The organism is Thiomonas intermedia (assembly GCF_002028405.1).
GTDB classification, from domain to species: Bacteria; Pseudomonadota; Gammaproteobacteria; order Burkholderiales; family Burkholderiaceae_C; genus Thiomonas; species Thiomonas intermedia.
This window is the reverse complement of the sequence record NZ_CP020046.1, coordinates 40224-65393: the sequence shown is the minus strand read 5'-3', so window position 1 is coordinate 65393 and position 25170 is coordinate 40224. Positions and strand designations below refer to the sequence as shown.

Annotated in this window: 23 protein-coding genes and 1 tRNA gene; 12 read left to right on the top strand and 12 right to left on the bottom strand. The window is 63.7% G+C overall.

From position 1 onward, the window contains the following. Positions 1 to 12: 12 nt before the first annotated feature. From BVH73_RS00320 to mutL, 9 genes are all read right to left on the bottom strand, one after another. Positions 13 to 2238 (bottom strand): chemotaxis protein CheA, encoded by a 2226-nt coding sequence (locus BVH73_RS00320; protein ID WP_079415068.1) that lies wholly within the window; start codon positions 2236 to 2238, stop codon positions 13 to 15. Continuing rightward, entirely contained in the window at positions 2235 to 2576 is a 342-nt protein-coding gene (locus tag BVH73_RS00315) for an STAS domain-containing protein (RefSeq protein WP_079415066.1), read from the bottom strand. The genes BVH73_RS00320 and BVH73_RS00315 overlap by 4 nt, the downstream gene beginning before the upstream one ends. A 38-nt stretch (positions 2577 to 2614) precedes the next feature. Continuing rightward, complete coding sequence (locus BVH73_RS00310; RefSeq protein WP_079415064.1) at positions 2615 to 2983, bottom strand: response regulator; 369 nt, start codon at positions 2981 to 2983, stop codon at positions 2615 to 2617. Between the two features lie 48 nt (positions 2984 to 3031). Beyond that, positions 3032 to 4027 (bottom strand): methyl-accepting chemotaxis protein, encoded by a 996-nt coding sequence (locus tag BVH73_RS00305; RefSeq protein WP_079415062.1) that lies wholly within the window; start codon positions 4025 to 4027, stop codon positions 3032 to 3034. Between the two features lie 30 nt (positions 4028 to 4057). Beyond that, positions 4058 to 4435: a response regulator gene (locus BVH73_RS00300; protein WP_079415060.1), complete on the bottom strand. Its 378-nt coding sequence runs from the start codon at positions 4433 to 4435 to the stop codon at positions 4058 to 4060. Positions 4436 to 4575: 140 nt separating this feature from the next. Then, positions 4576 to 5211, bottom strand: a complete 636-nt coding sequence (locus BVH73_RS00295; RefSeq protein ID WP_079420188.1) for a response regulator — start codon at positions 5209 to 5211, stop codon at positions 4576 to 4578. 13 nt (positions 5212 to 5224) lie between these two features. Then, positions 5225 to 6325: a sensor histidine kinase gene (locus BVH73_RS00290; RefSeq protein WP_079415058.1), complete on the bottom strand. Its 1101-nt coding sequence runs from the start codon at positions 6323 to 6325 to the stop codon at positions 5225 to 5227. A 48-nt stretch (positions 6326 to 6373) separates the two neighbouring features. Beyond that, positions 6374 to 7321, bottom strand: a complete 948-nt coding sequence (miaA, locus tag BVH73_RS00285) for a tRNA (adenosine(37)-N6)-dimethylallyltransferase MiaA (RefSeq protein WP_079415056.1) — start codon at positions 7319 to 7321, stop codon at positions 6374 to 6376. Between the two features lie 3 nt (positions 7322 to 7324). Next, positions 7325 to 9181, bottom strand: a complete 1857-nt coding sequence (gene mutL / locus BVH73_RS00280) for a DNA mismatch repair endonuclease MutL (protein WP_079420186.1) — start codon at positions 9179 to 9181, stop codon at positions 7325 to 7327. Between the two features lie 217 nt (positions 9182 to 9398). Between mutL and BVH73_RS00275 the strand changes: the two genes are divergently transcribed. Continuing rightward, on the top strand, positions 9399 to 10043 hold the full coding sequence (locus BVH73_RS00275; protein WP_079415054.1) for a DedA family protein: 645 nt from the start codon (positions 9399 to 9401) through the stop codon (positions 10041 to 10043). 14 nt (positions 10044 to 10057) lie between these two features. Here the strand turns inward: BVH73_RS00275 and lexA are convergent, their stop codons facing one another. After that, on the bottom strand, positions 10058 to 10756 hold the full coding sequence (lexA, locus tag BVH73_RS00270) for a transcriptional repressor LexA (RefSeq protein ID WP_079415052.1): 699 nt from the start codon (positions 10754 to 10756) through the stop codon (positions 10058 to 10060). Positions 10757 to 10926: 170 nt separating this feature from the next. Between lexA and BVH73_RS00265 the strand changes: the two genes are divergently transcribed. Next, positions 10927 to 11889, top strand: coding sequence for an asparaginase (locus BVH73_RS00265; RefSeq protein WP_245800368.1), 963 nt, complete (start codon positions 10927 to 10929; stop codon positions 11887 to 11889). A 44-nt stretch (positions 11890 to 11933) separates the two neighbouring features. On the opposite strand, the gene BVH73_RS00260 is transcribed toward BVH73_RS00265, so the two are convergent. Both BVH73_RS00260 and ompR read right to left on the bottom strand, forming a co-directional pair. Beyond that, entirely contained in the window at positions 11934 to 13376 is a 1443-nt protein-coding gene (locus BVH73_RS00260) for a sensor histidine kinase (RefSeq protein WP_245800367.1), read from the bottom strand. Next, complete coding sequence (gene ompR / locus BVH73_RS00255; protein ID WP_079415048.1) at positions 13345 to 14073, bottom strand: osmolarity response regulator transcription factor OmpR; 729 nt, start codon at positions 14071 to 14073, stop codon at positions 13345 to 13347. Before ompR ends, BVH73_RS00260 begins: the two co-directional genes overlap by 32 nt. A gap of 158 nt (positions 14074 to 14231) precedes the next feature. On the opposite strand from ompR, the gene BVH73_RS00250 reads away from it, so the two are divergent. The 10 genes from BVH73_RS00250 (at position 14232) to pheT (ending at position 25152) form a co-directional block, all read left to right on the top strand. Continuing rightward, the gene (locus BVH73_RS00250; RefSeq protein WP_245800366.1) at positions 14232 to 14549 is read left to right on the top strand and encodes a transglutaminase; all 318 of its coding nucleotides are present in this window, start codon (positions 14232 to 14234) and stop codon (positions 14547 to 14549) included. A gap of 198 nt (positions 14550 to 14747) precedes the next feature. Beyond that, positions 14748 to 15614, top strand: a complete 867-nt coding sequence (locus BVH73_RS00245) for an alpha/beta fold hydrolase (RefSeq protein WP_079420182.1) — start codon at positions 14748 to 14750, stop codon at positions 15612 to 15614. Then, a complete protein-coding gene (locus tag BVH73_RS00240; protein WP_079415044.1) occupies positions 15611 to 17815 on the top strand; it encodes a RelA/SpoT family protein in 2205 nt (734 codons plus the stop codon). The genes BVH73_RS00245 and BVH73_RS00240 overlap by 4 nt, the downstream gene beginning before the upstream one ends. Before the next feature lie 44 nt (positions 17816 to 17859). Then, positions 17860 to 17936: transfer RNA gene (locus tag BVH73_RS00235), tRNA-Val, on the top strand. A gap of 228 nt (positions 17937 to 18164) precedes the next feature. After that, entirely contained in the window at positions 18165 to 20084 is a 1920-nt protein-coding gene (thrS, locus tag BVH73_RS00230) for a threonine--tRNA ligase (RefSeq protein ID WP_079415042.1), read from the top strand. Between the two features lie 50 nt (positions 20085 to 20134). Further along, a complete protein-coding gene (gene infC, locus BVH73_RS00225) occupies positions 20135 to 20680 on the top strand; it encodes a translation initiation factor IF-3 (RefSeq protein WP_079415040.1) in 546 nt (181 codons plus the stop codon). Between the two features lie 212 nt (positions 20681 to 20892). Further along, a complete protein-coding gene (gene rpmI, locus BVH73_RS00220; protein WP_013123033.1) occupies positions 20893 to 21090 on the top strand; it encodes a 50S ribosomal protein L35 in 198 nt (65 codons plus the stop codon). Between the two features lie 49 nt (positions 21091 to 21139). Next, on the top strand, positions 21140 to 21496 hold the full coding sequence (gene rplT / locus BVH73_RS00215; protein ID WP_079415038.1) for a 50S ribosomal protein L20: 357 nt from the start codon (positions 21140 to 21142) through the stop codon (positions 21494 to 21496). Positions 21497 to 21615: 119 nt separating this feature from the next. Beyond that, on the top strand, positions 21616 to 22659 hold the full coding sequence (gene pheS, locus BVH73_RS00210; protein WP_079415036.1) for a phenylalanine--tRNA ligase subunit alpha: 1044 nt from the start codon (positions 21616 to 21618) through the stop codon (positions 22657 to 22659). 69 nt (positions 22660 to 22728) lie between these two features. Beyond that, a complete protein-coding gene (gene pheT, locus BVH73_RS00205) occupies positions 22729 to 25152 on the top strand; it encodes a phenylalanine--tRNA ligase subunit beta (protein ID WP_079415034.1) in 2424 nt (807 codons plus the stop codon). The last annotated feature ends 18 nt before the right edge of the window (positions 25153 to 25170 follow it).

Below are 25170 nucleotides of genomic sequence, written 5' to 3'. Positions count from 1 at the left end.
TCCGGACAGGGGTCAATGGTTCAGGGCGGGTGCCGTGCGGCCTTGCGCGCCGCGGCTGGCGCGGCCAATCAGGGTGGCGGCGTCGAGGATGAGCGCCACTTCGCCGTTGCCCAGAATGGTGGAGCCGCTGATGCCTTGCAGGTGGGCGAACAAGGCGCCCAGCGGTTTGATGACCGTCTGATATTCACCGAGCAGCGCATCGACGACGATGCCCGCGCGTTGCCCGCCGATCTGCGCGACCACAACGTTGCGGCGGGCGCTCTCGACCTCATCGCCCGAGTCCGTCAGGCCCAGCGCCTGGCACAGATGCAACAGGGGCAGCACCTCGCCGCGCAGATTGATATAGCCCTGTTGCGGCTGCGCGGGCGCAAACTCCATGCACTCGATCACGGCGTCGAGCGGCAGCACGAAGGTGCGCTTGGCGGCCTGGACCAGGAAGCCGTCGATGATGGCCAGCGTCAGGGGCAGGCGCAGGTGCATCTGCGTGCCCATGCCGGCACTGCTCTGGATGTCGATGGTGCCGCGAATGGCTTCGATATTGCGTTTGACCACGTCCATGCCCACGCCGCGCCCTGACAGGTCGGTGATGGCGTCGGCCGTGGAGAACCCGGGCTCGAAGATCAGGGTCCAGACCTCGGCATCGGGCAGGGCCGCGGCGCCTTCGGGCGTGATCAGGCCGCGCTCGATGGCTTTGGCCAGAATGCGCTCGCGGTTCAGGCCGCCGCCGTCATCCGCCACGGTGATGAGAATGCTGCCCGAGTCGTGCCGGGCGGCGAGCTTGAGCGTGCCCTGGGCCGGCTTGCCGCGCGCGACGCGAACTTCGGGTGACTCGATGCCGTGGTCCATGGAGTTGCGCACGAGATGCATCAGCGGATCGGCGATGCGCTCCACCAGGGTCTTGTCCATCTCGGTGTCGGCACCCTCGATGACCAGGGCGATGTCTTTGCCAAGCTCGCGCGAAACGTCGCGCACCACGCGCTGGAAGCGGGCGAAGGTCTCGCCGATTTCGACCATGCGCAGCTTCAGCGCCCGCTCGCGGATGTCTTCGACCAGGCGGGTGATCTGGGCGGCGGCTTCGAGCTGCGTGGCGTTCTGGGCGTGCAGGGCATTGCCGGCGCTGGCGATGACGAGTTCGCCCACCAGATTGATGAGGGCATCGAGCTTGTCGGCGGCCACGCGCAGCATCTGGTTGTCGCGGCTGCGCTTGTCTTTCACGAGCTTTTGCTTGTCGAGCGCGGCCTGCACGATGGGCTGATGGGTCGCACCCTCGCGAACCAGAATCTCGCCCAGGGGCGATGCTGGGGAACCCGTCGCCTGGGCGTCCTGTTGGGTGTTGAGCGCGTCGGCGAGTTCCTTTTGCGTGAGCGTGCCGATCTGTACCAGGATGTCTCCGAGTCGGAGGTCGTCTTCGGGCAGGGTGCGGATCAGTTCCACATAATCGGCAATGCGGCTGTGCGCTGGCAGGATGCGGATGATGCTGTCTTCCTGCACGAACTCGAACACCGAGGCGATGTCCTCCTTGCTGGCCTCGCTCTTGAAATTGATCTCGAAGCCGAGGTAGCTGGTCTCGGCATCCATCACGTCCAGCGCAGGCAGGGCGTCGGTCAGGGTCACGAGCCCGACGATTTCGCCCAGGCCGCGCAGATAGCGAATGAAAGCCAGCGGGTCCATGCCGTTGCGCAGACTGTCGGCGCCGAAGCGCAACGAAAGGTGCCAGGACGCCGTCAAGGCAGCCCCTTGCGCAAGCACGGTCACGGGGGGGATGCCTTCCGTCGCCGGGGCCGGGACGACCGCCTCAGCCGCGACCACCAGCGCGCCGCCGGGCTGCTGTGCGGCCTGCAGTCGCGCGACCAGCGTCTGCTCTTGCGGGGTGTCGCTGATGCACGAGCCCTGGCTGTCGACCTGATCGATCAGTTGCGCCAGATGGTCGCGCCCCTGCAGCAGCAGGGCCACCAGATCGGGGGTGACCGCAAGTTTGCCCGCACGCATCTGGTCGAGCACACTCTCCAGGTGATGGGTGAAGCGCACGATGCCGTCGAGGCCGAACAGGCCGGCCGAGCCCTTGATGGTGTGAGCGCCACGGAAGAGGGCGTTGATGCGCTCGCCATCGTCCTGCGCCGCCGGGCCGGCCTGGGGCTGATCCAGCTCCATCAGGCCTTGTTCCATGCTTTCGAGCAGCTCCTGCGCCTCGACGATGAAGGAGCGCATGGCCTGCTGCATCTGTTGTTCGAAACTCATGCTTGCTCCTTGGATTGCGCGGTGTGGCCGAACTCGACCACCGGGTCGCCGAAATAGGCCAGCAGACCGCAGAGTTCGAGCGCGTCGATGACGGCCGGGCTATGCGCGCTGAGCTTGAGGCTGTGTTCGAGATTGCTCGCCTGCTGCTTGGCCGCCAGGAGAATCTGCACGCCCGAGGCGTCGATCTCGTCGATTGCGGCCAGCTGCAGTTCGACCAGCGGGTGCTGGGCGATCAGCTCGGCCAGCCGGGCGCGCACGTCGGCCGCGGCGTAGATGTCCAGCGCGCCCTGCAGCACCACGCTGCAGGCCGGGCCGGATTGGTGTTCGAGGATGTCCACTGAAATCTCCTGCGGGGTCGTGGGACGGTGAGGCGCGATCAGGGCGCGATGAGCTTGGACACGGCGGCCAGCATCTGCGCGGGCTGGAAGGGCTTGACTACCCAGGCGCGGGCACCGGCTGCCTGGCCCTGCGCCTTCATGTCATCCTGGCTCTCGGTGGTGAGCATGATGATGGGCGTGAACTTGTAGTCGGGCTTCTGCTTGATTTCCTTGACCAGGGTGATGCCGTCCATATTGGGCATGTTCACGTCGCTGATGATGAGGTGGATCTTGCGTCCGTCGAGCTTGGTCAGGGCGTCCACGCCGTCGCAGGCTTCGATGACTTCGTAGCCCGCGCTGGCAAGGGCGATGTTGACCACCTGGCGCAGGGAGGCGGAGTCGTCGACGATGAGAATGGTTTTGGCCATGGCAATGTGCAAAAAAAGGGGTTGAACGAGAGGAGTGGTTTGCCGGTCTTAGAAAAAGGTGATGTCGCCGCCGTCCTGCGCGTCCACGGTGGACTGGCCGCTGTGGTTGAGGCGCTGCTCCTGCGTGGTGTAGCCGTTGGCGATGCGATGCATGAAGGCGGGCGCGTCGAGCGGGGCATCGGGGCTTGCGGCGCGGCGGGACTGATAGCTCTGCAGTTCGACCACCAGGGCGTCGAGGCTGTCGCGGCTGTGGGTGAGTATCTGGCTGACCCGATCCTGGAATTGCAGGGAGACGAGCACGTCGCCGATCTCCTCGCGGATGCCGCTGCTCTCGCGCTGCAGCAGATCGGAAGATTCCGATAGCCCCGTGGCCACGGCGCGCAGGCGACCCAGCACCTGATCGATGGACGACTCGGAGCGGACGAGGAACTGCTGTTCCTCGTTCTGCGATTGTTCGGCCGAGCGCGTCAAGGTTTGAATCGCGCCGGTGATGATCTTCACCTGCTCGCCCATCTTGCGGCCCGTATCGCGCGATTGCGCCGAGAGCTTGCGCACCTCGTCGGCGACGACGGCAAAGCCGCGGCCATTTTCGCCCGCGCGCGCGGCCTCGATCGCGGCGTTGAGGGCGAGCAGATTGGTCTTGGCCGCCAGGGCAGCCACCTCGGCCGCCATCTTCTCCAGCGCCTCGGTATAACGCGACATGCCCAGCACTTCGCCGACCATGGCCGCGCGCTTGGCCAGCGCGGCGCGCAACTGGTCGAGCATCTCGCCGAGTTCGCCTTCGCTGCGCTGGAACACGGCCACCACGCCTTCGCCGCCGTCCATGCCGGCGGCCGCCTGCTGCGAGGCTTTGACGGCGTTTTCCAGACGACTGTGCAGGCTGGAGAAGCGCTGGCTCAGCGCCAGGATGGCCGTCTCCATTTGCGCGCGTCCGGCGTCGATCTGCTGGCCGAGCACCGGGAGCGCCTGGGTGCACAGACTGTCGATCTGCAGTGCGGCGTCGGTCTGCAATGGGGTTTGGGGTTCGATCGCGGCTTGAGTCATGGCAAGGTCCGGTGCGGTTTCAGGGGGGGGTCAGTGGGCTTGTGCCGCGAGTTGGCGCACGATGGTTTCGAGCCGATCGATGTCGGAGCTCTTGTCGAAGAAGAAATCGGCGCCGCCGTCGAGGCTGCGCGCGCGATGCTGCGAGTTGGCGTGCTGGGTGAACATCGCGATGCAGATGTCGCGCCGGCTGGACTTGATGCGCTGGAGCAGTTGCAGCCCGCTCTCGCCGGGCATCTCGATGTCGAGCACGATGAAACGCACCGCACCCGAGGTGTCGTCACGCAGGAGATCCAGTGCCTGCTTGCCGCTGTCGGCTTGCAGCACGGCCTGCACGCCCGTGATGCCGCAGAGCAGGTTTGCCAGGCGCTCGCGCACCAGCGAGGAATCGTCGACCACCATCAGTTGCATGAATCTGCTCTCGGAGATTGGGAGAAAGGTGCTGGCATTGTGGGTTGGCCATCGGCTTGCGACCATCGGTCAGCGGCGTGCCGTTGACTCGGATGACGCCGCAGCGTGCTGTCGGAAAATTCTGATGTCTGAAACGGGCCTCACAGCAAATCGTGGTCGAGGACGTAGCGCACCAGTTCGGCGTCGCGCCGGGCGCCCATCTTCTGCATCAGGCGGGTCTTGTGGGCGCTGATGGTCTTGACGCTCAGATGCAGTTCCTGCGCCACTTCGCCCACGGTGCGCCCGGCGCCGATGCGCCGCAGCACCTGCAGTTCACGGTCGCTCAGAGCGTCGTGCGTCGGGGCGTCGGATGCGGCGCCGTCCTGAAAGTGTTGCGCCAGTTGCTCGGCGACGGACGGGGTGAGGTAGCGCTTGCCTTGCGTCGCGGTGCGGATGGCGTCGACCAGAATGTCCGGGGCGCTGTCCTTGGTGAGATAGCCGGCGGCGCCGCCACGCAGGGCCCGCAGCGCGAACAGGTGCTCGGCATGCATGCTCAGCATCAACACGGGCAGTTGCGCGTGGGTGGCCTTGATGCGTTTGAGCAGGTCGAGGCCGTCGCTGCCGGGCATCGAAACATCGAGCAGCACCACGTTCCACGAGGTCTGGCGCAGGGCGTCGAGCGCCGAGGCGGCGTCGCCGCACCAGTGCGGCTGCAGCCCTTCGGCTTCGAGCATGCGCGCGAGCCCGGCGCCCACGAGGGCGTGGTCGTCGACGATGAGGACACGGGCCGCTTCCATGATCGATTCGGGTTCAACGCAAGGCGCGTCTGCCAGGGGCGTCGGGCGCATCGTCTTCATGGCGCTCGGCGCAGGGCACGCGCAGGCGGATGGTGGTGCCGTGGTTCGGCACGCTGGCGCAGTCGAGCGTGCCGCCGAGCAGATGGGCGCGCTCGCGCATGCCGCGCAGGCCGAAGGACGGGGCGCTGCTTTGCGTATCGGGCGTGAAGCCGAGGCCGTCGTCGACGAGGTCCAGGGCGATCAGCCCGGGTGTGCGGCTGACGCTGAGTCGTACCGATTTGGCCTGGGCGTGGCGGGCGATATTGGTGAAGGCTTCCTGGGCGATGCGGAAGATCTGGATGGCAGTGAGGTCGTCAAGCTCGCCAGCGGCGTCTAGCTGGTGCACCACCGGAATGTCGTAGCGTTTCGTGAACTCCTCGGCCAGCCAGAGTAGACCTTCGGTCAGCCCCAGATCGAGCACGGCCGGGCGCAGTTGCGCGGCCACGCGCCGACCGGCGGCCGTGGCTGCGTCCACCAGGCTGGTCATGCTGTTGAGCTGAGCGTCGTCGGGGCCGAGGCGCCGACGCAGCAGGCTGATGTCCATCTTCAGCGCGGTGAGCAACTGCCCGAGCTCGTCGTGCATGTCGCGGGCGAGGCGGGCGCGCTCCTGCTCGCGGGCACGTTCCATGTGCGCGGCCATGTCGCGCAGATCGGATTCGCGGCGGCGGGCATGGCTGATGTTGATCATGATGCCGTTCCACTGCACCTGGGCCGCATCGAGCCGTTTCACGGCGGCGCGGATATTGATCCACTTGACTTCGCCTTCGGTGAGGATGCGGCCTTCCCAGTTCCACGGTTCGCCGTGCAGGGCGCTGGCTTGCAGGGAGGCCTGGAAGTCGGCCTGATCGGCCGCATGCAGCCGCCCGACAAAGGCGCTGCTCGACCGCAGCAGCGCCTGAGCACTGAGCCCGCAGACCATCTGCGCCGATTCGCTGGCCTGGGTGAACTGCAGTTGCCCCGAGCGCTGGCTGAGCTGGAACACCAGACCGAAGCCGGACAGCGGATGCGGGTCGTCCTGCGGGACGGCCGCAGCGGCGTCGTCAACGGACGAAAGGGAAGGCGGGTATGGGGTCACGGCAGGCCGACATCAAGTGGAACGCACAGTCCACTTAACGGCGCCGCTTCAGAAAACTTGAATCTTCTGCGGGGTCAGGCCGTCGTGAATCTCACGCTGCGGCATGGATCGCAGCCAGGTGATCTGACGTTTGGCAAGTTGCCGGGTGGCCGCGAGGGCTTGTTCCCGGAACTGCGCGGCGTCGATGTCTCCGTCGAGAAAGCTCCAGGCCTGGCGATAGCCCACGGCTCGAATCGAGGGCAGGGCGGGGCTGAGGTCGCCGCGTCGGCGCAGGGTTTGCACTTCGTCGAGAAAGCCAGCGGCCAGCATCTGATCGAAGCGCTGTGCGATGCGGGCATGCAGCACGCTGCGGTCAGAGGGTTCGAGCGACAGCAGGCGCAGGGGCGGGTTGCCGGGCGCTACGGCCGAAGGCTGGGATGACGCGCCGCTGGCGAAGTGTGCGGAGAGGGGCTTGCCGGTGAGCCGCCACACTTCCAGCGCGCGCTGGATGCGCTGGGCGTCGTTGGGCGCAAGCCTGGCGGCGGTGACGGCATCGACCTCGGCCAGACGGGCATGCAGCGCGGGCCATCCGAGAAGTGCCGCGTCGGCGTCGATTTCCGCGCGCACGGCCGCATCGGCCTGCGGGAGTTCGGACAGGCCGGTTTGCAGCGCTTTGAGATACAGCATGGTGCCGCCGACGATCACGGGCCGGGCGCCCCGGCGGCGGATGTCGTCGATCAGCCGACGCGCGTCGGCTGCGAATTGCGCCGCGCTATAGGCCTGCGCGGGATCGAGAATGTCGAGCAAATGGTGCGGCACCTGGGCGCGCTCCTGGGCACTGGGCTTGGCCGTGCCGATGTCCATGCCGCGATAGACCAGCGCCGAATCCATGCTGATCAGCTCCACGGCCTCGCCCTGACGTCTGGCCTGCTCGGCGATCTGCAGGGCCGCGGCGGTCTTGCCGCTGGCGGTCGGCCCGACGATGCACAGGACCGGCTGATGGGCTTGCGGCCTCACGGCTCAGCGTCCGCGCAGAAACAGCGCGTCCAGGTCCGCTAGGCCGATCTGGCGCCAGGTGGGTCGACCGTGGTTGCATTGATCGGCCCGCTCGGTGCGCTCCATGTCGCGCAGCAAGGCGTTCATCTCGGCGAGCGTGAGCTGGCGATGGGCTCGAATGGCGCCATGGCACGCCATACTGGAGAGCAGGGCGTTGCGCCGCTCCTGAAGGCGGGCGCTGGTGCCCTGCGTCACCAGATCTGCCAACACCCCCTTGGCCAGGCGAACCGGGTCGGCGTGGGCCAGCAGGGTGGGCGTGGCGCGCACCACCAGGCTGCCCGGTCCGGCGCGGTCGAGCTCGACGCCGAGGGAGCGCAGGGTGTCGGCGTGGTCTTCGGCGGCACCGATCTCGGCGTCGGTGGCGGCGAAGGCGGCGGGAATCAGCAGGGGCTGTACCGCCACGGTTACCTCGCCTTGCTCGGCGGATTTCAGGCGCTCGTACACGATGCGTTCGTGCGCCGCATGCATGTCCACGATCACCAGCCCCTGGCGGTTTTGCGCAAGGATGTAGATGCCCAGCAACTGAGCCAGGGCGAAACCGAGCGGAAAATCGTCGGCATTCGACCCGGTCGATGCCGCGGAGGGCGAGCGGGCGTAGTCGTTCGGCGCCGCTGCGTCGCGTGCCTGAGGGGGCTGCTCCGGGCCGGTGCCGGAAGGGGCCAGGGGTGCATAGGCGCGCGCGAGCGAGTCCCAGGGGGGCAGGCCCGGCCTATCGCTTCCGAAGGGGAGCGCGGCGGAGATCGGATGCGGCGGGGCTGGCGGCGCCGGCGTCGAATCGGTTGCGGGCTCTCGGGGCAGCGACGGTGCAAGCTCGCCGACGGCCCGCGCCAGTACCTTCTCGACGGCATGCCGCACGGCCTGGTGGACGGCGGAGCTGTCCCGAAATCGGACTTCGGATTTGGCCGGGTGCACATTCACATCCACCAGCTCGGACGGCAGGTCGATCAACAGGGCGTATTGCGGTTGCAGCGCGCCATGCAGCACGTCGGCATAGGCAGCGCGCACACCGTGGGCCACGGTGCGGTCGCGCACCCAGCGGTTGTTGACGATGATGTGCTGCACATCCGCGCGGGCGCGCGCGGCGGTGGGTTTGCACACCAGACCGCGCACGGCGAGCGGGCCGATTTGCATCGTGAGGGGCAGGGCCTGCGCGCTGAAAGACTCGCCCAGCACGGCCGCCAGACGGTCCAGGCCGTGGGGCGAGGGGTCGCGGTCGAACTGCAGTTTGAGTTGCCCGTCATGCCAGAGCCGCAGAGCAAGGTTCGGATGGGCGATGGCGGCGCGCTTGAAGACATCGGCGCACCAGGCGTATTCCGTCTGCGGCGATTTGAGAAACTTCCGTCGTGCGGGCAGGTTGAAGAACAACTGCCGCAGGCTCACGCGCGTTCCCGGCTGCGCGGCGGTGGGCTGCACCTGCCCGACCTGGCCTGCGCTGGCCTGAAGGCGGGCACCATCGCCACCGGCGCGGCGGCTGATGATCTCGAGTTCAGCCACGGCCGCCATCGCTGCGAGTGCTTCGCCCCGGAAGCCGAGATGGGCCGCATGCTGCAGCTCCCCAAGGTCGGCGATCTTGCTGGTGGCGTGGCGCAGCAGGGCCAGGGGCAGCTCTTCGGCAGGAATGCCGCAACCGTCATCTTCGACCTGCACGCAGCCCATGCCGCCCTGTTCGAGGCGTACCGTGATGGCGCGGGCGCCAGAGTCAATGGCATTGTCGAGCAGTTCGCGCAGGGCCGAGGCCGGGCGCTCGATGACTTCGCCGGCAGCTATCTGACTGATGAGCACGTCCGGGAGGGGACGAATCGGGCGTTGGGGTTGCAACAAGGTGGGAGTGGCGGGAGTGCACGGGCGCCGCAAGCCAGTTTGTGCGGCCTTGGAGCCTTTCGCGCTGCAGCGGAAAAGCGGGGACATCAGCGCTCAGTATACTTTTCAGGCTGCCTCCGCCGAGCGCGGGGCAGGGCTCCCTTTCGGGATCTGGTCGCAAGATATTGCAGCGTCAACCGCACTTGGGCCTGTTCGTCCCCTTTCTCCTGCAAACCGCATGGAACTCCACTCTGTCGTCGATCTTATCCTGCACTTCGATGTGCATCTGGCCCAGTTCATTGCGGCGTATGGCCCCTGGGTCTACGGGCTGCTCTTCGGCATCATCTTTGTCGAAACGGGGCTGGTCATCATGCCCTTCCTGCCGGGCGATTCCATGCTGTTCGTGGTGGGTGCTTTTGCCGCCACGGGGGCGCTGAGCCTGCCGGGCGTGATCGCCGTACTCTGGGTAGGCGCCGTGCTGGGAGACAGCCTGAACTACCAGATCGGCAAGGCCATCGGCCACAAGGTTTTTACCTGGTCGGATTCACGGTGGTTCAACCGCCGGGCGTTCGACAAGGCGCACGCTTTCTACGAGAAGTACGGCGGCATCACCATTGTCGCGGCGAGGTTCATGCCCTTCATCCGCACCTTCGCCCCGTTTGTCGCGGGCGTGGCCGAGATGTCCTACGGCAAGTTTCTGGCTTACAACGTTCTGGGGGCGACCCTTTGGGTGGGGCTGCTGGTCATGGCCGGCTATCTGTTTGGCAACATTCCGTGGATCAAACAGAATCTGGGCATGATGACGGTCGGCATCATCGTGCTTTCGCTGTTGCCAGCGGTGTGGGGGTGGTGGAAGTCGCGTCAGCAGTCGGCAGCGGTTTGAGCGTTGCCCACGACTTACTGCAAGGCGCCCCGAAGCAGGCCCACGGCCAGCCCTTCGATGGCGAAGGGCTGATTCGCGTCGACCCGGATGGCTGCGAAGTCAGGATTGGCCGGCAGGAGTTCGAGGTGATCGGCATGGGTCTTCAGGCGCTTGACCGTGACTTCATCACCGATACGGGCGACCACGATCTGCCCGCTCTGGGCCGTCAGGCTGCTTTTGACCGCCAGCATGTCGCCATCGAGAATGCCGGCATCGCGCATGCTCATGCCACGCACCTTGAGCAGGTAATCGGGACGAACCGCAAAGGTGGCGGGATCGAGGTTCAGCGTCTGTTCGATGTGCTCTTGAGCCAGGATGGGATGCCCCGCAGCAACGCGGCCGACCAGCGGCAGACAGAGCTGTTCGGCACCTGGCAAGGCGAGTTGCAGCCCTTGGCGCAAGCTCGACACGGTTGAGCCCCTGCCGACTGCGGAGGCGCGTTCGCGTGGCGGCTCGGTGATGCGGATACCGCGCGAGGCGCCGGGTGTCAACTCGATCACGCCTTTGCGCGCAAGCGCCTGCAAATGATCTTCGGCGGCGTTGGCCGAGCGAAAACCGAGCCGGGCCGCGATCTCGGCCCGTGTGGGGGGGTAACCGAGTTCGCGCACGGAGGCGGTGATGAGGTCGAGAATCTCCTGTTGGCGCGGGGTGAGCTTGGAAACGAGAGAACGCATGCGTAGGCTCCGGCGGTAGCACAATGGTTCGGCAGCGCAATCAGATACCTTTTGTAGCTTGAAGGCATCTCACCACGCGCCAACCTGGAAGGCCTGATAGGGCTTCCAGGTTGATGATTTTCACAGCACTGTAAATCAAAACAGCTTCCCTGCAAAGCACTTCCCACATGATGGCTCCATCCTCTCTCCGGCCTTTGCCCCAGATCGTCGTGCTGGGCACGGGCGGCACCATTGCGGGTACCGCCACGGGCGATCCCAGTCTTCCCGGCTATACCGCAGGCGTCCTGGGGGTCGAGGACTTGCTGAAAGAGGTGCCGACACTGGGCAGCCTGGCGCAGATCCAGACCGAACAGGTCGCCAACGTCGACAGCAAGGACATGACCTTTGCGGTCTGGACCCGCCTTGCCGGGCGGGTGATGCACTGGCTGGCGCAGCCATCCATTCAGGCCTGCGTCATCACCCACGGCACCGACACGCTGGAAGAAACGGCCTATTTCCTGAGTCTGGTACTGCCGCTGGACAAGCCGGTGGTCCTGACGGCGGCGATGCGACCGGCGACGGCGCTGAACGCGGATGGCCCGCAGAATCTGCTGGATGCGGTCCGCGTGGCGACCCACCCAGAAGCTCGCGGCATAGGGGTGGTATGCGTGCTTCACGGCGTGGTGCACGCTGCCCGCGATGTCGCCAAGATCAACACCCATGCGGTTGAGGCTTTCTCTTCTGGCGAACGCGGGCCCCTCGGCGAGATCGAAGGTGAGCACCTGCGGCTCTGGCGCAGGACTCCGCCGGAGTCAGGCGCGCCCTTTGCGCTGCCGGCCGCTGAGGCCTGGCCTCGCGTGGAGCTGCTGTCCAATGTCGCGGGTACCGATGGCGCTGTCGTGCGTTGTCTTGTCGAGAGCCCTTGTCTGCACCCGCGCTTGCGAGGGCTGGTTGTGGCCGGTACCGGTGGGGGCACGGTCAGCCGCGAACTTGAAGCGGCGCTGGAGGCAGCCGCCGCACAGGGCGTGAGCGTGAAGGTGGCTTCCCGCGTTGGCCCCCTGAGGGGGGGCGATGACGACGGTCTCAGCGCCGTGAAGTTGCGGGTCAGGCTGCTGCTGGAGCTGGCAGCAATCGGCACGCCGCTGCGGCCTTGAACTGAAAAGGGGGGCGAAGGCTGCGCTGACGAGGCCGCTTCGCCTCAGCTCGCTGTGCTGCCGGCGAGTGGCAGCCAGATCTGCACCTGCAGGCCGTTGGGCACGGCGTTACGCAACTCCAGACGGCCACCCATGGCCGTGATGGTTTTCTCGACGATGGACAGTCCCAGGCCGGTGCCTTTGGCCGACGTTCTTGCGGCATCGCCACGGAAGAACGGGCGTGTGAGTTGCGCCAGTTGTTCGTCGGGCACGCCGGGGCCGTGGTCGCGCACCGTCAGCAGTACGGAATCGATGCCCGGTTGCAGGCTGATGTCGAGATCGGTGTGTACCTCTTCAGGGGTCAAGGCGTAGCGCTTGGCGTTTTCCACCAGATTGACTACGACGCGCTGAAGCTCCAGGGTGTTGGCCCGCACGGGCGGCACAGGCGGGGTCTGCAAGCGGAGCACCACGGTCTCGTCTTTCTGATAGCGGTCGTGGACAAAGTCGAGCAAGGCATTGAGGTCGACCGTTTCCAGCTTGGGAGACGTGCTGCGCGCGTATTCGAGGAACTTGCTGATGATGCGGTCGGCCTGTTCGATGTCGTCGATGATGTGCTCGCGCGCCTGCTCATCGGGCACGCTCAGTTCGGCTTCCAGCCTCAGGCGGGCCAGCGGTGTGCGGATATCGTGTGAAATGCCGGCCAGCATCAGTGCGCGTTCCTCTTCCACCTCCTGAAGGCTGCGGGCCATGCGGTTGAAGCCGCGATTCACCTCACGGATTTCGCGCATGCCTGACAGTTCGTCGAGCATCTGCGAATAGTTGCCGGCGCCCACCCGGGCCGTTGCAAGCCGCAGGTCGCGCAGTGGCTTGTTGACAAAACTGGCGATGACCGCAGCGCCAATGAGGGCCAGCAGGGTGGCGATGGCACCCCACGTGGCCCAGGTTTCACTCAGGGAAGGATCGATCCGGGAGCGGTCGAGCAAGAGCCAGTAGGGGTCGCCTTCGATCTGGAAGCCGATCCAGAGTCCTGGACGATCATTCACGGCGTCGGCGAAATCGAGCTGTTCGTTCAGCCGGGTGTCAACCGCCGTTTCGAGACGTCTGGTGAACTCGGAATGATTCATCGGCGTCCACAGATCACCCGGATTGCGCGGGTAGATGTAGATGCCTTCTTTTTTCGCCAGATCGTCGAGCAGAGAGACCCGGTATTGCGGATCCGAGTGAATCAGCGCCAGTCGCGTGAGGTCGATGAGGCTGGTGATCTGACGTGAGGTCTGTTCGACCTGCGGGCCGAGTTCCAGCAGTCGAAAGCTCTGAAACCAGGTCGCCAGACTGGCGCTGACCAGCAGAACGATGAGCAGAAAGGTGCGCCAATACAAGCGGCCGAAGAGGCCGCTGATCCAGCGTATTGGGCGAAGTCGGCGACTGACGCCGGGGGCAGGTGCCGAGGCGGGTACGGCGTCGCCGTCGATGGCGTCAGCCTTCGGCGTTGTCGGGAACGAAGACATAGCCCACGCCCCAGACGGTCTGGATGTATCGCGGATGCGCGGCATCGGTTTCGATGATCTTGCGCAGACGCGAAATGGCCACGTCGAGGCTGCGGTCGAAGGCTTCGTAGTCGCGGCCGCGGGCCAGCTCGGCCAGCCGATCGCGCGACAGCGGTTGGCGGGGATGTCGCACCAGCGCCTTGAGCATGGCGAACTCGCCCGTGGTCAGGCTGATGGCTTCACCGTTCTTGCTCAGTTCACGCCGCGCCAGATCGAGGCTGAAGGGACCGAAGAGCACGGTTTCGTCTTCGCGCGAGGGCGCCCCGGGCAGTTCGGGTGAAGGCTGGCGACGCAGTACCGCGCTGATGCGGGCAAGAAGTTCGCGCGGATTGAAGGGCTTGGGCAGGTAATCATCGGCCCCGACTTCCAGGCCGATGATGCGGTCCACATCCTCCCCCTTGGCGGTCAGCATGATGATTGGGGTCTGGTCCTTGGAGGCGCGCAGGCGCTTGCAGATGGACAGGCCGTCTTCTCCGGGGAGCATCAAGTCGAGCACGATCAGGTCGAAACGCTCTTTCACCATGATGCGCGACATCGCCTTGGAGTCTTCGGCCACGAAGACTTCATAGCCCTCTTGCGAAAGATAGCGACGCAATAGGTCGCGGATGCGCGCGTCGTCATCGACGACCATCAGCTTCTTCGGTTTTTCGTGGTCCATAGAGGCGTCATTCCTGAATGAAAACAAGGCAGACTCGTCTGCCATCCTTCCTTGCAGCGATAGGTCAGCTAAAGGCTTGTTACAGAGTTTACTGCGAGAGTCGGGTGATTCGGGCCCATTCGATTCGATAATTTCAATTGCAAACTTTGGATACGCCCTTGCTTCGATCGCCCCTGAATTCCCTGCTGAGCGCCTGCCTCGTCGGCTCGATGTCGCAGGCGGCGGCGTCGGCCGCGCTGACGCCGCCGCCGTCGCTCCCCGCCCCTGTGGAAACGACGCTGTCGCAGCCCGTTGACGCAGGCCAGGCCGGCGCGCGGCTTGCGGCGTCGCATTTTCTCAGCCCGGCTGCATCGACGCCGGTCAGACCCCATGTGCTGACCCTGCACGACCGGGAAGTCCTGCGGCAGCAGATCCAGGGTTCTGCTCAGGGCTTGCACGCGTCGTCAAGCACCTCTCCAAGCCATTCCCGCCCGTGAAGTCGGCGCGGCGCCGTTACGCGGCGTTCGGGCTCGCCCACCTGCCACTTGGCGCGCGTTCGTGCCGCCGCGGGAGTGTGCTCATCGTCGCCCGGGTGCGACCCATCCGGCCAGGACGGGGTTTATGGTGGCACTCAAGGCTTCGCGTGGAACGGTCTGTATGATGCCCGCTCCTGTTGAACTCCAGCCTTGAACACCGTGGACCATCAGCCTCGCCTCTGCGCCGTGCAATGTTTGCATCCCGGGGGGCTACATCGTCTGGCCTATTGGGAATGGGGCGCTCCGGACCATGACGATGTGGTCGTGTGCGTGCATGGTTTGACGCGACAGGGGCGCGACTTCGACGTGCTTGCGCAGGCCCTTCAGGCCAAGCGTCGTGTGGTGTGCCCGGATCTGCCCGGACGTGGCGAGTCGGACTGGCTGTCCAATTCCGCGCTCTATCAGGTCCCGCAGTACCTCGCCGATCTGGTGACGTTGTTGGCCCGATTGAAGGCGCGCCGCGTCGCCTGGGTGGGAACCTCGCTCGGGGGGCTCATCGGTATGGCCTTGGCCGGCATGCCGCACAGCCCCATCGATCGTCTGGTACTCAACGATATCGGCCCCTCTCTGGATCCACAGGGGCTCATGCGCATCGCCAGTTATGTGGGTCGGCAGATGCGTTTCGACACGCAGGAAGAGGCGGCCGATTCGTTGCGTGAAATTTCGGTGGGCTTCGGGCCGCACACCGCCCAGCAGTGGATGGCGCTGACCCGCCCGATGCTGCGGCCCGACGGCGATGGCTGGCGGCTGCACTATGACCCCGCACTGGCTCAGCCCTTCACCGCCGCGACGGCGCAGGCTGTTGCGGCCGGCGAGGTTGCCCTCTGGCAGGCCTACGACCAGATTGCCGCGCCTACCCTGGTGGTGAGAGGGGCGGATTCGGACATCCTTCATCCGCAGACCGCAAGATCGATGACGCAGCGCGGCCCCAGGGCCAGGCTGGTCGAGCTTCCCGGGGTTGGACACGCGCCCACTCTGGTGCAGCCGGATCAAGTGGATCTGGTGTGCGATTTCCTGTTGTCGTGAGCCCGCATCCTTCCGACTCCGCGCGCAGCGCCGTCGAGGACACGCCGAGCGATCCTCGCATCGTTCAGGCACGCGCCTATGCGATTGCCCTTATCGACACCGTCGTGCTCGAGACCGGGGAGCCCGCACTCGAACATGCCGATGGCGTCAGCGGCATTCTGTGCGAGATGGGGGCGGATGTCGAAGCGCAGGCCGCGGCCTATCTCAATCTGGTGGTGCCTCACCTGGCCCATCCGCAGGATCAACTGCGCAAGCACTTTGGCGAAGCACTGGCGGCGCTGTCGGTCGAGACGCGCAAGCTGGTCGAGGTGTCGCGCATGGCACGGGGCGGCCCTGACGAGGCCGAACTCCGGCGTCGCCACACCGAACTGGTTCGGCGTTTGCTGCTCGGCTTTTCGCGAGACCTGCGCGTCGCCTTGCTTCGCCTCGCCTCGCGTCTGCAGTCTCTCAGATATTTCACGCGGACCAAGCAGCCCGCGCCCGGGGCCTTTCTGGCCGAGAGCATGGAGGTTTATGCGCCTCTGGCCAATCGGCTGGGCATCTGGCAGGTCAAGTGGGAACTGGAAGATCTGTCCTTTCGACTGCTCCAGCCAGGGGTCTACAAAGACATCGCGCGCAAGCTCGACGAGCGGCGCGTCGAGCGCGAACAAGGCATCAGTACCGCGATCGCACTGCTGCAAGGCGAACTGCAGCGCCAGCGCATCGTGGCGGAGGTGATCGGGCGGCCCAAGCACATCTACAGCATCTGGAGAAAGATGCAGGGCAAGCAACTGCAGTTTGAACAGGTGATGGATCTGCGCGCGCTGCGCATCATTGTTCAAGACGTCAGCGCCTGCTATGCCGCCTTGAGCATGGTGCACGCCATGTGGTCGTCCCTGCCCGACGAGTTCGACGACTACATCGCCAAACCGAAACCCAATGGGTATCAGTCGCTGCATACGGTGGTGCGAACGACATCGGGCCAGATCTTTGAAATCCAGATCCGGACTGCCGCCATGCACGCGCATGCCGAGCAGGGCAGTGCGGCGCACTGGGCTTACAAGGAAGCCGGTGCCAAGGGCTATCAAGGTCAGGTGCAGGCGGGTGACTATCAGTCGCGCATCGCCCTGGCGCGACAACTGTTGGCCCTCCAGCAGGAACTCGCCGGTGGCGACGCGACGCCGCCTACCGAAGCTACTGCCGAACTGGCCGCTGGACAGGATGCCGAGGATCGCATCTTCGTCCTCACCCCGCAGGCCCGCATCGTCGAACTGGCCAACGGGGCAACACCTGTGGATTTCGCGTACGCCTTGCATACCGACCTGGGACATCGCTGCCGCGGCGCTCGCGTTGACGGGGCCATGATTCCGTTGACGACACCTTTGCGCAGCGGTCAGACCGTGGAGATTGTGGCGGCGAAAGAGGGCGGGCCCTCGCGTGACTGGCTCAATGCCGACCTGGGTTACCTTCGCAGCCCGCGGGCTCGCGCCAAGGTTCGCGCCTGGTTCAATCAGCTGGCCCAGGAACAAACCATCGCCAAGGGCCGGGCACAGGTCGAGCGCCTGTTGCAGCGCGAGGGGAAGACCAGCTTCAACTTGCAGAGTCTGGCCGAGGGTCTGGGGTTTCGCTCGGCCGACGAATTGTTTGATCGCGTTGGCAAGGATGAATTTTCGCAGCGCCAGATCGAGGCCTATCTGCGGGCAGATCCCCATGCTCCGGTGGTGGAGGAACTGCTGGCCTTGCCGACCAGCAACAGCGCAGCACCCAGGAAGCAGGGTGGTCAGGTTCTGGTGGTGGGCATGGGATCGTTGCTGACGCAACTGGCGCCTTGCTGCAAACCCGCCCCGCCCGATGCCATCGGCGGTTTTGTCACTCGCGAGAAAGGGGTGACGGTCCATCGCGCGAGTTGCCAGAATTTTCGCAATATCGCCCATCAACACCCCGAGCGTGTCATTGCCGTGACGTGGTCGGGACAAGGGGAGAATGAAGCCCTTTACCCCATTGACCTGGAGGTCAGTGCCAATGACAGACAAGGGCTTCTTCGGGATATTTCGGATGTGCTGACCAAAGAGCGCATCAACGTCATTGCAGTGAGCACACGCTCGGTGGGTGATCTGGCGCAGATGCGTTTTACCGTGCAGCTGGCCAACAGCGCCAAGCTCAAGCGGGCGTTGGGGTTGATCGCCGAGGTGCCCGGTGTGTTGAAGGCCTCAAGGAAGTGAGTTTGGCGCCCGTTGCAAACGCGTGCTATGATTGCGGGCTTCTTAGGCGGTTAGCTCAGATGGTTAGAGCGCTTGCTTGACATGCAAGAGGTCGTTGGTTCGATTCCAATACCGCCTACCACATTTCATAAGATTCAATACGCTGGCTTGTCGGGTTGGTGCCAGCGCCCCGGATTGACCTGATGAAGTGTCTTGGTGATGTCACCGACGCTCACATTTGCTCTTAGACGCCATGCAAATCTTCCGAACTAGCTTGCCGACCTCCTGAGTTTCAGAGGCCCGCACGCACGTGCATTGCGATAGAAAGGTGCGGTCCATCCGCACCTTTTTCATTTGAGCGAGACGCATCATGTTCCAGATCACCCTGCCTGACGGTTCCAAACGCGCTTTCGAAGCGCCTCTCACGGTTGCCGAGCTCGCGCAATCGATTGGCGCCGGGTTGTACAAGGCGGCCCTCGCCGGCAAGGTCGACGGCAAGCTTGTCGACACCAGCTACAGTCTTTCGCAGGATGCCGAGGTGGCCATCGTCACGGACAAGGATGCTGAAGGTCTGGAGGTGCTCAGGCATTCCACGGCACACCTGCTGGCCTACGCCGTCAAAGACCTCTATCCCGAGGCTCAGGTGACCATTGGCCCCGTGATCGATAGCGGCTTTTACTACGACTTCGCCTACAAGCGCCCTTTCACCCCTGAGGATCTCGAGCGAATCGAGGAACGCATGGCCGAGCTCGCGCGCAAGGACGAGCCGGTCAAACGCCAGGTGCTGCCCCGTGACGAGGCTGTGGCGTACTTCAAATCGCTTGGCGAGCATTACAAAGCCGAGATCATCGCCAGCATTCCGGCGGGCGAAGATGTGTCGCTTTATTCCGAAGGGGGTTTTACCGATCTTTGCCGTGGGCCGCACGTGCCTTCAACAGGCCGCCTCAAGGTGTTCAAGCTGATGAAGGTTGCCGGTGCCTACTGGCGGGGGGATCACCGCAATGCGCAGTTGCAACGCATTTACGGAACGGCCTGGGCCAGGAAAGAAGATCAGGAGGCCTACCTCCATGCCTTGTCCGAGGCGGAGAAGCGCGATCACCGCAAGCTCGGAAAAGAGCTCGATCTCTTTCATTTCCAGGAAGAGGCGCCGGGGCTGGCGTTCTGGCATCCGAAAGGCTGGGCCATCTGGCAAGCCGTTGAGCAGTACATGCGGCAGGTTTACCGGGAGAGCGGCTACCAGGAAGTGCGGGGTCCGCAGATTCTGGATGTAAGCCTGTGGAAGCGCTCTGGCCATTGGGACAATTATTCGGAGAACATGTTCTTCACCGAATCGGAGAAGCGCCAGTTTGCGGTCAAGCCCATGAACTGCCCAGGCCATATCCAGATCTTCAATTCGGGCCTGCGCAGCTACCGTGACCTTCCTATTCGTTACGGTGAATTCGGCGCGTGCCATCGCAACGAACCTTCCGGGGCATTGCACGGGTTGTTGCGGGTGCGCGGCTTTACCCAGGATGACGGTCATATCTTTTGCACGGAAGATCAGATCGAATCCGAAGTGACCGCTTTTCACCGGCAGGCGATGCAGGTCTACACCGACTTCGGATTCTCGGACATCGCTCTCAAGATTGCGCTGCGTCCCGAGAAGCGCATCGGCGAAGAGGCGGTCTGGGACAAGGCGGAGGCCGCGTTGCGCGCCGCGCTTCAGGCTTGCGGCGTGGCCTGGCAGGAATTGCCGGGCGAGGGCGCCTTCTACGGTCCGAAGATCGAGTACCACATGAAGGATTCGATCGGCCGCGCCTGGCAGGTCGGCACCATGCAGGTGGATTTCATGATGCCAGAGCGGCTGGGTGCGGAATATGTCGACGAGCACTCGCAGCGCGTGCGTCCCGTCATGTTGCACCGTGCGATCGTGGGTTCGATGGAGCGCTTCATTGGTGTGTTGATCGAACACTACGCCGGTGCCATGCCTCTGTGGCTCGCTCCGGTGCAGGCGGTCGTGATGAACATCACCGATGCACAGTCTTATTACGCGCGCTCTGTTGCACAAGCGCTGACAAAACAAGGCTTTAGGGTCGAGTTGGATTTGCGCAACGAAAAAATCAACTATAAAATACGCGAGAATGCATTGAGCAAAGTGCCTTATCTGCTTGTGGTCGGAGACCAAGAGCGCGCCGCGGGAACAGTTGCGGTGAGGGCACGAGGCAATGTCAACCTCGGGGTGCTGTCCCTGGAGGCGCTGACGCAAAAACTTTCCCAGGAAGTGCAGTCGCGCGGACAAGACCGCCAGTAGGCATGCGGTTCTGGCAGCACATTGTTTGTATGAATTGAAAGGTTTGAGCCATCGCTACGTTCCAAAGCCGTAATACACCGGAGAAACGCGCCCACCGTCTGAATCGCGAAATCACGCTCTCTGAGCTTCGTCTCGTAGGGCCGGAGGGAGAGGCGATCGGAGTGGTTTCTCTTGCCGAGGCGCTCAAGCTTGCTGAGCAGCATGATGTGGATCTGGTGGAAATCGCGCCTACCGCATCGCCTCCGGTCTGTCGTTTGATGGATTACGGCAAGTTCAAGTACGAAGAACAGAAAAAGAACCACGATGCGCGGCTCAAACAAAAGCAGATCCAGATCAAGGAAGTCAAGTTCCGCCCGGCTACGGATGACGGCGACTATCAGATCAAGCTGCGAAATCTGCGCAGATTCCTGGAAGAAGGCGACAAAGGCAAGGTGAGCCTGCGCTTTCGGGGGCGTGAGATCACGCACCAGGACATCGGCATGCGGGTGCTCGAACGGGTGAAGGCCGATGTGGAAGATGTGGGCCAGGTCGAGCAGATGCCGAAGTTGGAAGGGCGCCAGATGATCATGGTCATCTCGCCGAAGAAGAAAAAATGAGTGGTGTGTCGTACGGGCCGGGAAGGGCGGTACGGCGCGCAGCAAGGAGTGAGTTCCCGTCCCCGTGGTGGTGAACAATCCTGTGGTGTAAGCCGCAGTCGCGTGTGTTTGTCTCAAATGGGCGAATGCCGCAAAACTCGTGTGCGTGGGCTTGAAAGAGTCTGGTTCATCGTCAGACCGCCTGCGGATATGTCATATTTAATGGAGCAATCATGCCCAAGATGAAAACCAAGAAGAGTGCCGCAAAGCGATTCCGCGTGCGTCCGGGCGGCACTGTCAAACGTGGCCAAGCGTTCAAGCGCCATATCCTGACCAAGAAAACCACCAAGAACAAGCGTCACTTGCGTGGAGCCACGGCGGTGCACGACAGCGATCTGAAGCAGATCGCCGCCATGATGCCTTTCGCCTGAAACGCTTCCCGTTTCAGCCCGAACATTCAATCAGGATAAGGAGTCTTAAATGCCTCGCGTCAAACGTGGTGTGACTGCTCGTGCACGTCACAAGAAAGTTCTCGACCTTGCCAAGGGTTTCCGTGGCCGTCGTAAAAACGTCTACCGCATCGCCAAAGAAGCGGTGATGAAGGCTGGGCAGTACGCCTATCGCGACCGCCGTGCCAAGAAGCGTGAATTCCGTTCGCTGTGGATCACCCGGATCAACGCTGCTGTGCGTCAGTCCGGCATGACCTACAGCGTGTTCATGAACGGCATGAAGAAAGCGCAGATCGAAATCGACCGCAAGGTGCTCGCTGACATGGCTGTGCATGATGCTGCGGCATTCGCCAAGATCGTCGCTCAAGTCAAGGCCTCCATGGCTTGACGCATCGCCGCCTCGTGCGGTGGTGTTGCGCGGAACAAAGGCCTGCTTCCACAGGCCTTTGTTCTTTGTTGGCCCTGGTGCAACTGATCCTGTCCACACTCTCACGTTGGTCTAAGTTCATGAACCCTTTGCAAACCCTGATCGATCAAGCCAACGCCGAGTTTTCGCAAGCGCTTGATTCAGCCTCGCTGGAGAACGCCAAGGCGCGCTATCTGGGCAAGAGCGGTCTTGTCACCGTGGAGATGAAGGCGCTGGCAACGCTGTCGGTTGACGAGAAAAAGGTGCGCGGCGCGGAGATCAATCTGGCCAAGCAGGCCATCGAGAAAGCGTTGCAGCAACGACGTGAAGCGATCGAACAGGCTGCGCTGCAGGCCCAGTTGCAGGCTCAGTCGATCGACGTAACCTTGCCTGGACGTGCCGGCAACCAGGGGGGGCTGCATCCCCTTACGCGCAGCTGGATGCGGATGGAGCAGATCTTCCGCTCCATGGGATTCGAGGTGGCGGATGGCCCAGAGATTGAAGACGATTGGACCAACTTCACGGCGCTGAATTCTCCGCAGAATCACCCCGCGCGCTCGATGCAGGACACTTTCTATGTCGATGCCAACGACGGGCATGGCCAAGCGCTGTTGCTGCGCACCCATACTTCGCCGATGCAGGTTCGTTATGCCCGCGCCCATGTGCAGCGACATGCAGGGGCTGCGGAGATGCCCCCCATCAAAGTCATCGCACCGGGGCGAACCTATCGGGTGGACAGTGACGCGACGCATTCGCCGATGTTTCATCAATTCGAAGGTCTGTGGATCGACCAGCATGTCTCCATGGCCGATCTGAAGGGCACGTTCACCGGTTTTCTGAAAGCGTTCTTCGAGCGTGACGATATTCTCGTGCGCTTTCGCCCGTCCTATTTCCCCTTTACAGAGCCCTCTGCCGAGATCGACATGATGTTCGAAAGCGGGCCGCTCAAGGGGCGCTGGCTGGAACTGGCCGGATCGGGTCAGGTGCACCCCACGGTGGTGCGCAATTTCGGCCTCGATCCGGAGCATTACATCGGATTCGCCTTTGGCAGCGGCCTGGACCGCATCACCATGTTGCGGTACGGCATTTCAGACCTGCGCCTGTTCTACGAGAACGATCTGCGCTTCCTGCAGCAGTTTGCATAAATCAAGCATTCATCCTCGGCTTGTATCGCGCGGCGCGGCCGCTGATCTGAACATCACAAAGAGTTGACCATGCAGTTTCCAGAATCCTGGTTGCGCCACTTCTGCAATCCCGCGCTCACGACAGAGGCCCTGGCCGAGACCCTGACCATGGCGGGTCTGGAGGTGGAAGGGGTACAGACTGCCGCACCGGCATTCTCGGGTGTTGTGGTTGGTCGGGTGCGTGAACTCCAGCCTCACCCCAATGCGGACAAGCTTCGCGTCTGTCAAGTCGATGTTGGCCAGCCGGAACTGCTGCAGATCGTCTGTGGCGCGCCCAACGTCGTGGTCGGCATGGTGGCGCCTTGCGCGCTCATCGGCGCCGAGCTGCCGCAAGAGGGGCAGGGCGTATTTCGTATCGGTGCGGCGAAGATGCGAGGTGTGGATTCGCAGGGCATGTTGTGCTCGGCGCGTGAACTTGGATTGTCATCCGATCACGGCGGCCTGCTTGCCCTGCGCGACGATCTTCCAGCAGGGACCGATCTTCGCGAAGCCCTGGCCTTGGATGAGGCCGTGTTCACCATCAAGCTCACTCCCAATCTGGGGCACTGTCTGAGCGTGATGGGTGTTGCGCGCGAAGTATCAGCGGTAACGGGGGCCGTGCTCAACCAGCCGGATTTCAAGTCCATCGTGCCGTCGCTTGCGGATCGACTGCCGGTGCGCATCGAGGCGCCCGATCTATGTGGTCGTTTTTCCGGTCGCGTCATTCGTGGCGTGAATGCTCGTGCCGAAACGCCCCAGTGGATGAAGACTCGACTGGAGCGCAGCGGGCAGCGGAGCATTTCGGCCCTGGTCGACATCTCCAATTATGTGATGCTGGAATTGGGACGGCCGAGCCATGTGTTCGACCTGGCCAAGATTCGAGGCGCGCTGACTGTGCGCTGGGCTCGCGAGGGCGAACAACTCGAATTGCTGAACGGACAGACCGTCACGTTGCATGCCGATATGGGGGTAATTGCCGCTGAGAACGGTGTGGAGTCACTGGCCGGCATCATGGGCGGAGAGTCGACGGCGGTCACCTTGGACACCACCGATATCTATCTTGAAGCCGCCTTCTGGTGGCCGGATGCGATTCGTGGCCGGGCACGCAGACTGAATTTTTCGACCGATGCCGCGGCGCGCTTCGAGCGCGGGGTTGACTACGCAACCACCGTCGAGCATCTCGATGCAATCACCGCACTGATCCTGGACATCTGCGGTGGGCAGGCCGGCCCGGCCGATGATCAGATCACTCAGCTGCCTCAGCGCGTGCCGGTGCGCATGCGCGTGGCGCGTTGCGAGAAGGTCATCGGCATTCCCATTGGCGCCGAGCGCATGGGCGAGATCTTCGCGCGCCTGGGTCTGAAGGCCGAACTCGAACAGCACCGCGATGGGCCGGTGTGGATCGTGACGCCGGGCAGTGAGCGGTTCGACCTCGAAATCGAGGAAGACCTGATCGAGGAAGTGGCCCGCATTCACGGGTATCAACACATTCCGACTCTGGCCCCAGTGGCACGGTTGAGTCCGCTGCCCGTACCGGAGGGCAGGCGGAGTCTGCACAGCCTGCGTTTGAAAGCTGCCGCGCTTGGCTACCAGGAGACCCTCAACTTCTCCTTCGTCGATGCACAGTGGGAGCAGGATTTTGCAGGGCAGAGCGAGCCGATTCGACTGCTCAACCCTATCGTCTCGCAGATGTCGGTCATGCGGTCCACGCTGATCGGATCTCTGGTGAACGTGTTGGCGGAGAACCTCAATCACCGCGCCAAACGATTGCGGCTGTTTGAGCTCGGGCGCGTCTTCATCCGCGATGTCACAGAGCCCGACGGCCCTTTACAAGTCGCCGGTGTCCGGCAGCCCATGCGATTGGCCGGCCTTGCTTACGGCTCGGTGGTGCCGGTGCAATGGGCCGAACCGGAGCGTCGTGTCGATTTCTACGATGTGAAGGCCGATGTGCAGGCCTTGTGCGAAGGCGTGGGCGTGGTGCATTGGCAACCCGTTCAGCACCCGGCGCTTCACCCCGGGCGCAGTGCCGAGGCGTGGGTCGATGGACAGAGCCTAGGGATCGTGGGTGAACTGCATCCGCAGTGGGTGCAGCGGTATCACCTGTCGTTTGCGCCCGTCGTCTTTGAACTTGATGCGAGTGCGCTTCAAAACCAGCCGCTGCCGACGTTTGAGCCCATCAATCGCGTACCCGCTGTGCAGCGAGATCTTGCGTTCCAGGTTTCGGCCACGATCACGTTTGCCCAGATGCAGGAAGCAGTACAAACCGCCATCCAGAGCGTCCCCGTTTGCGGCATCATTCGCGAAGCGCATTTGTTCGACGTCTTCAATCCGCCGGGAGAGTCGGCGACGAGAAGCATGGCGTTCCGCCTGCAACTGCAGGATCAGCAAACCCTGACCGACGAACGGGTCGATGCCGCCTGCCACGCCTTGGTTTCCGCAGTTGCGAAGGCGACGGGCGCAGAACTCAGAAGCTGAGGTCGGCAGCCACAACAA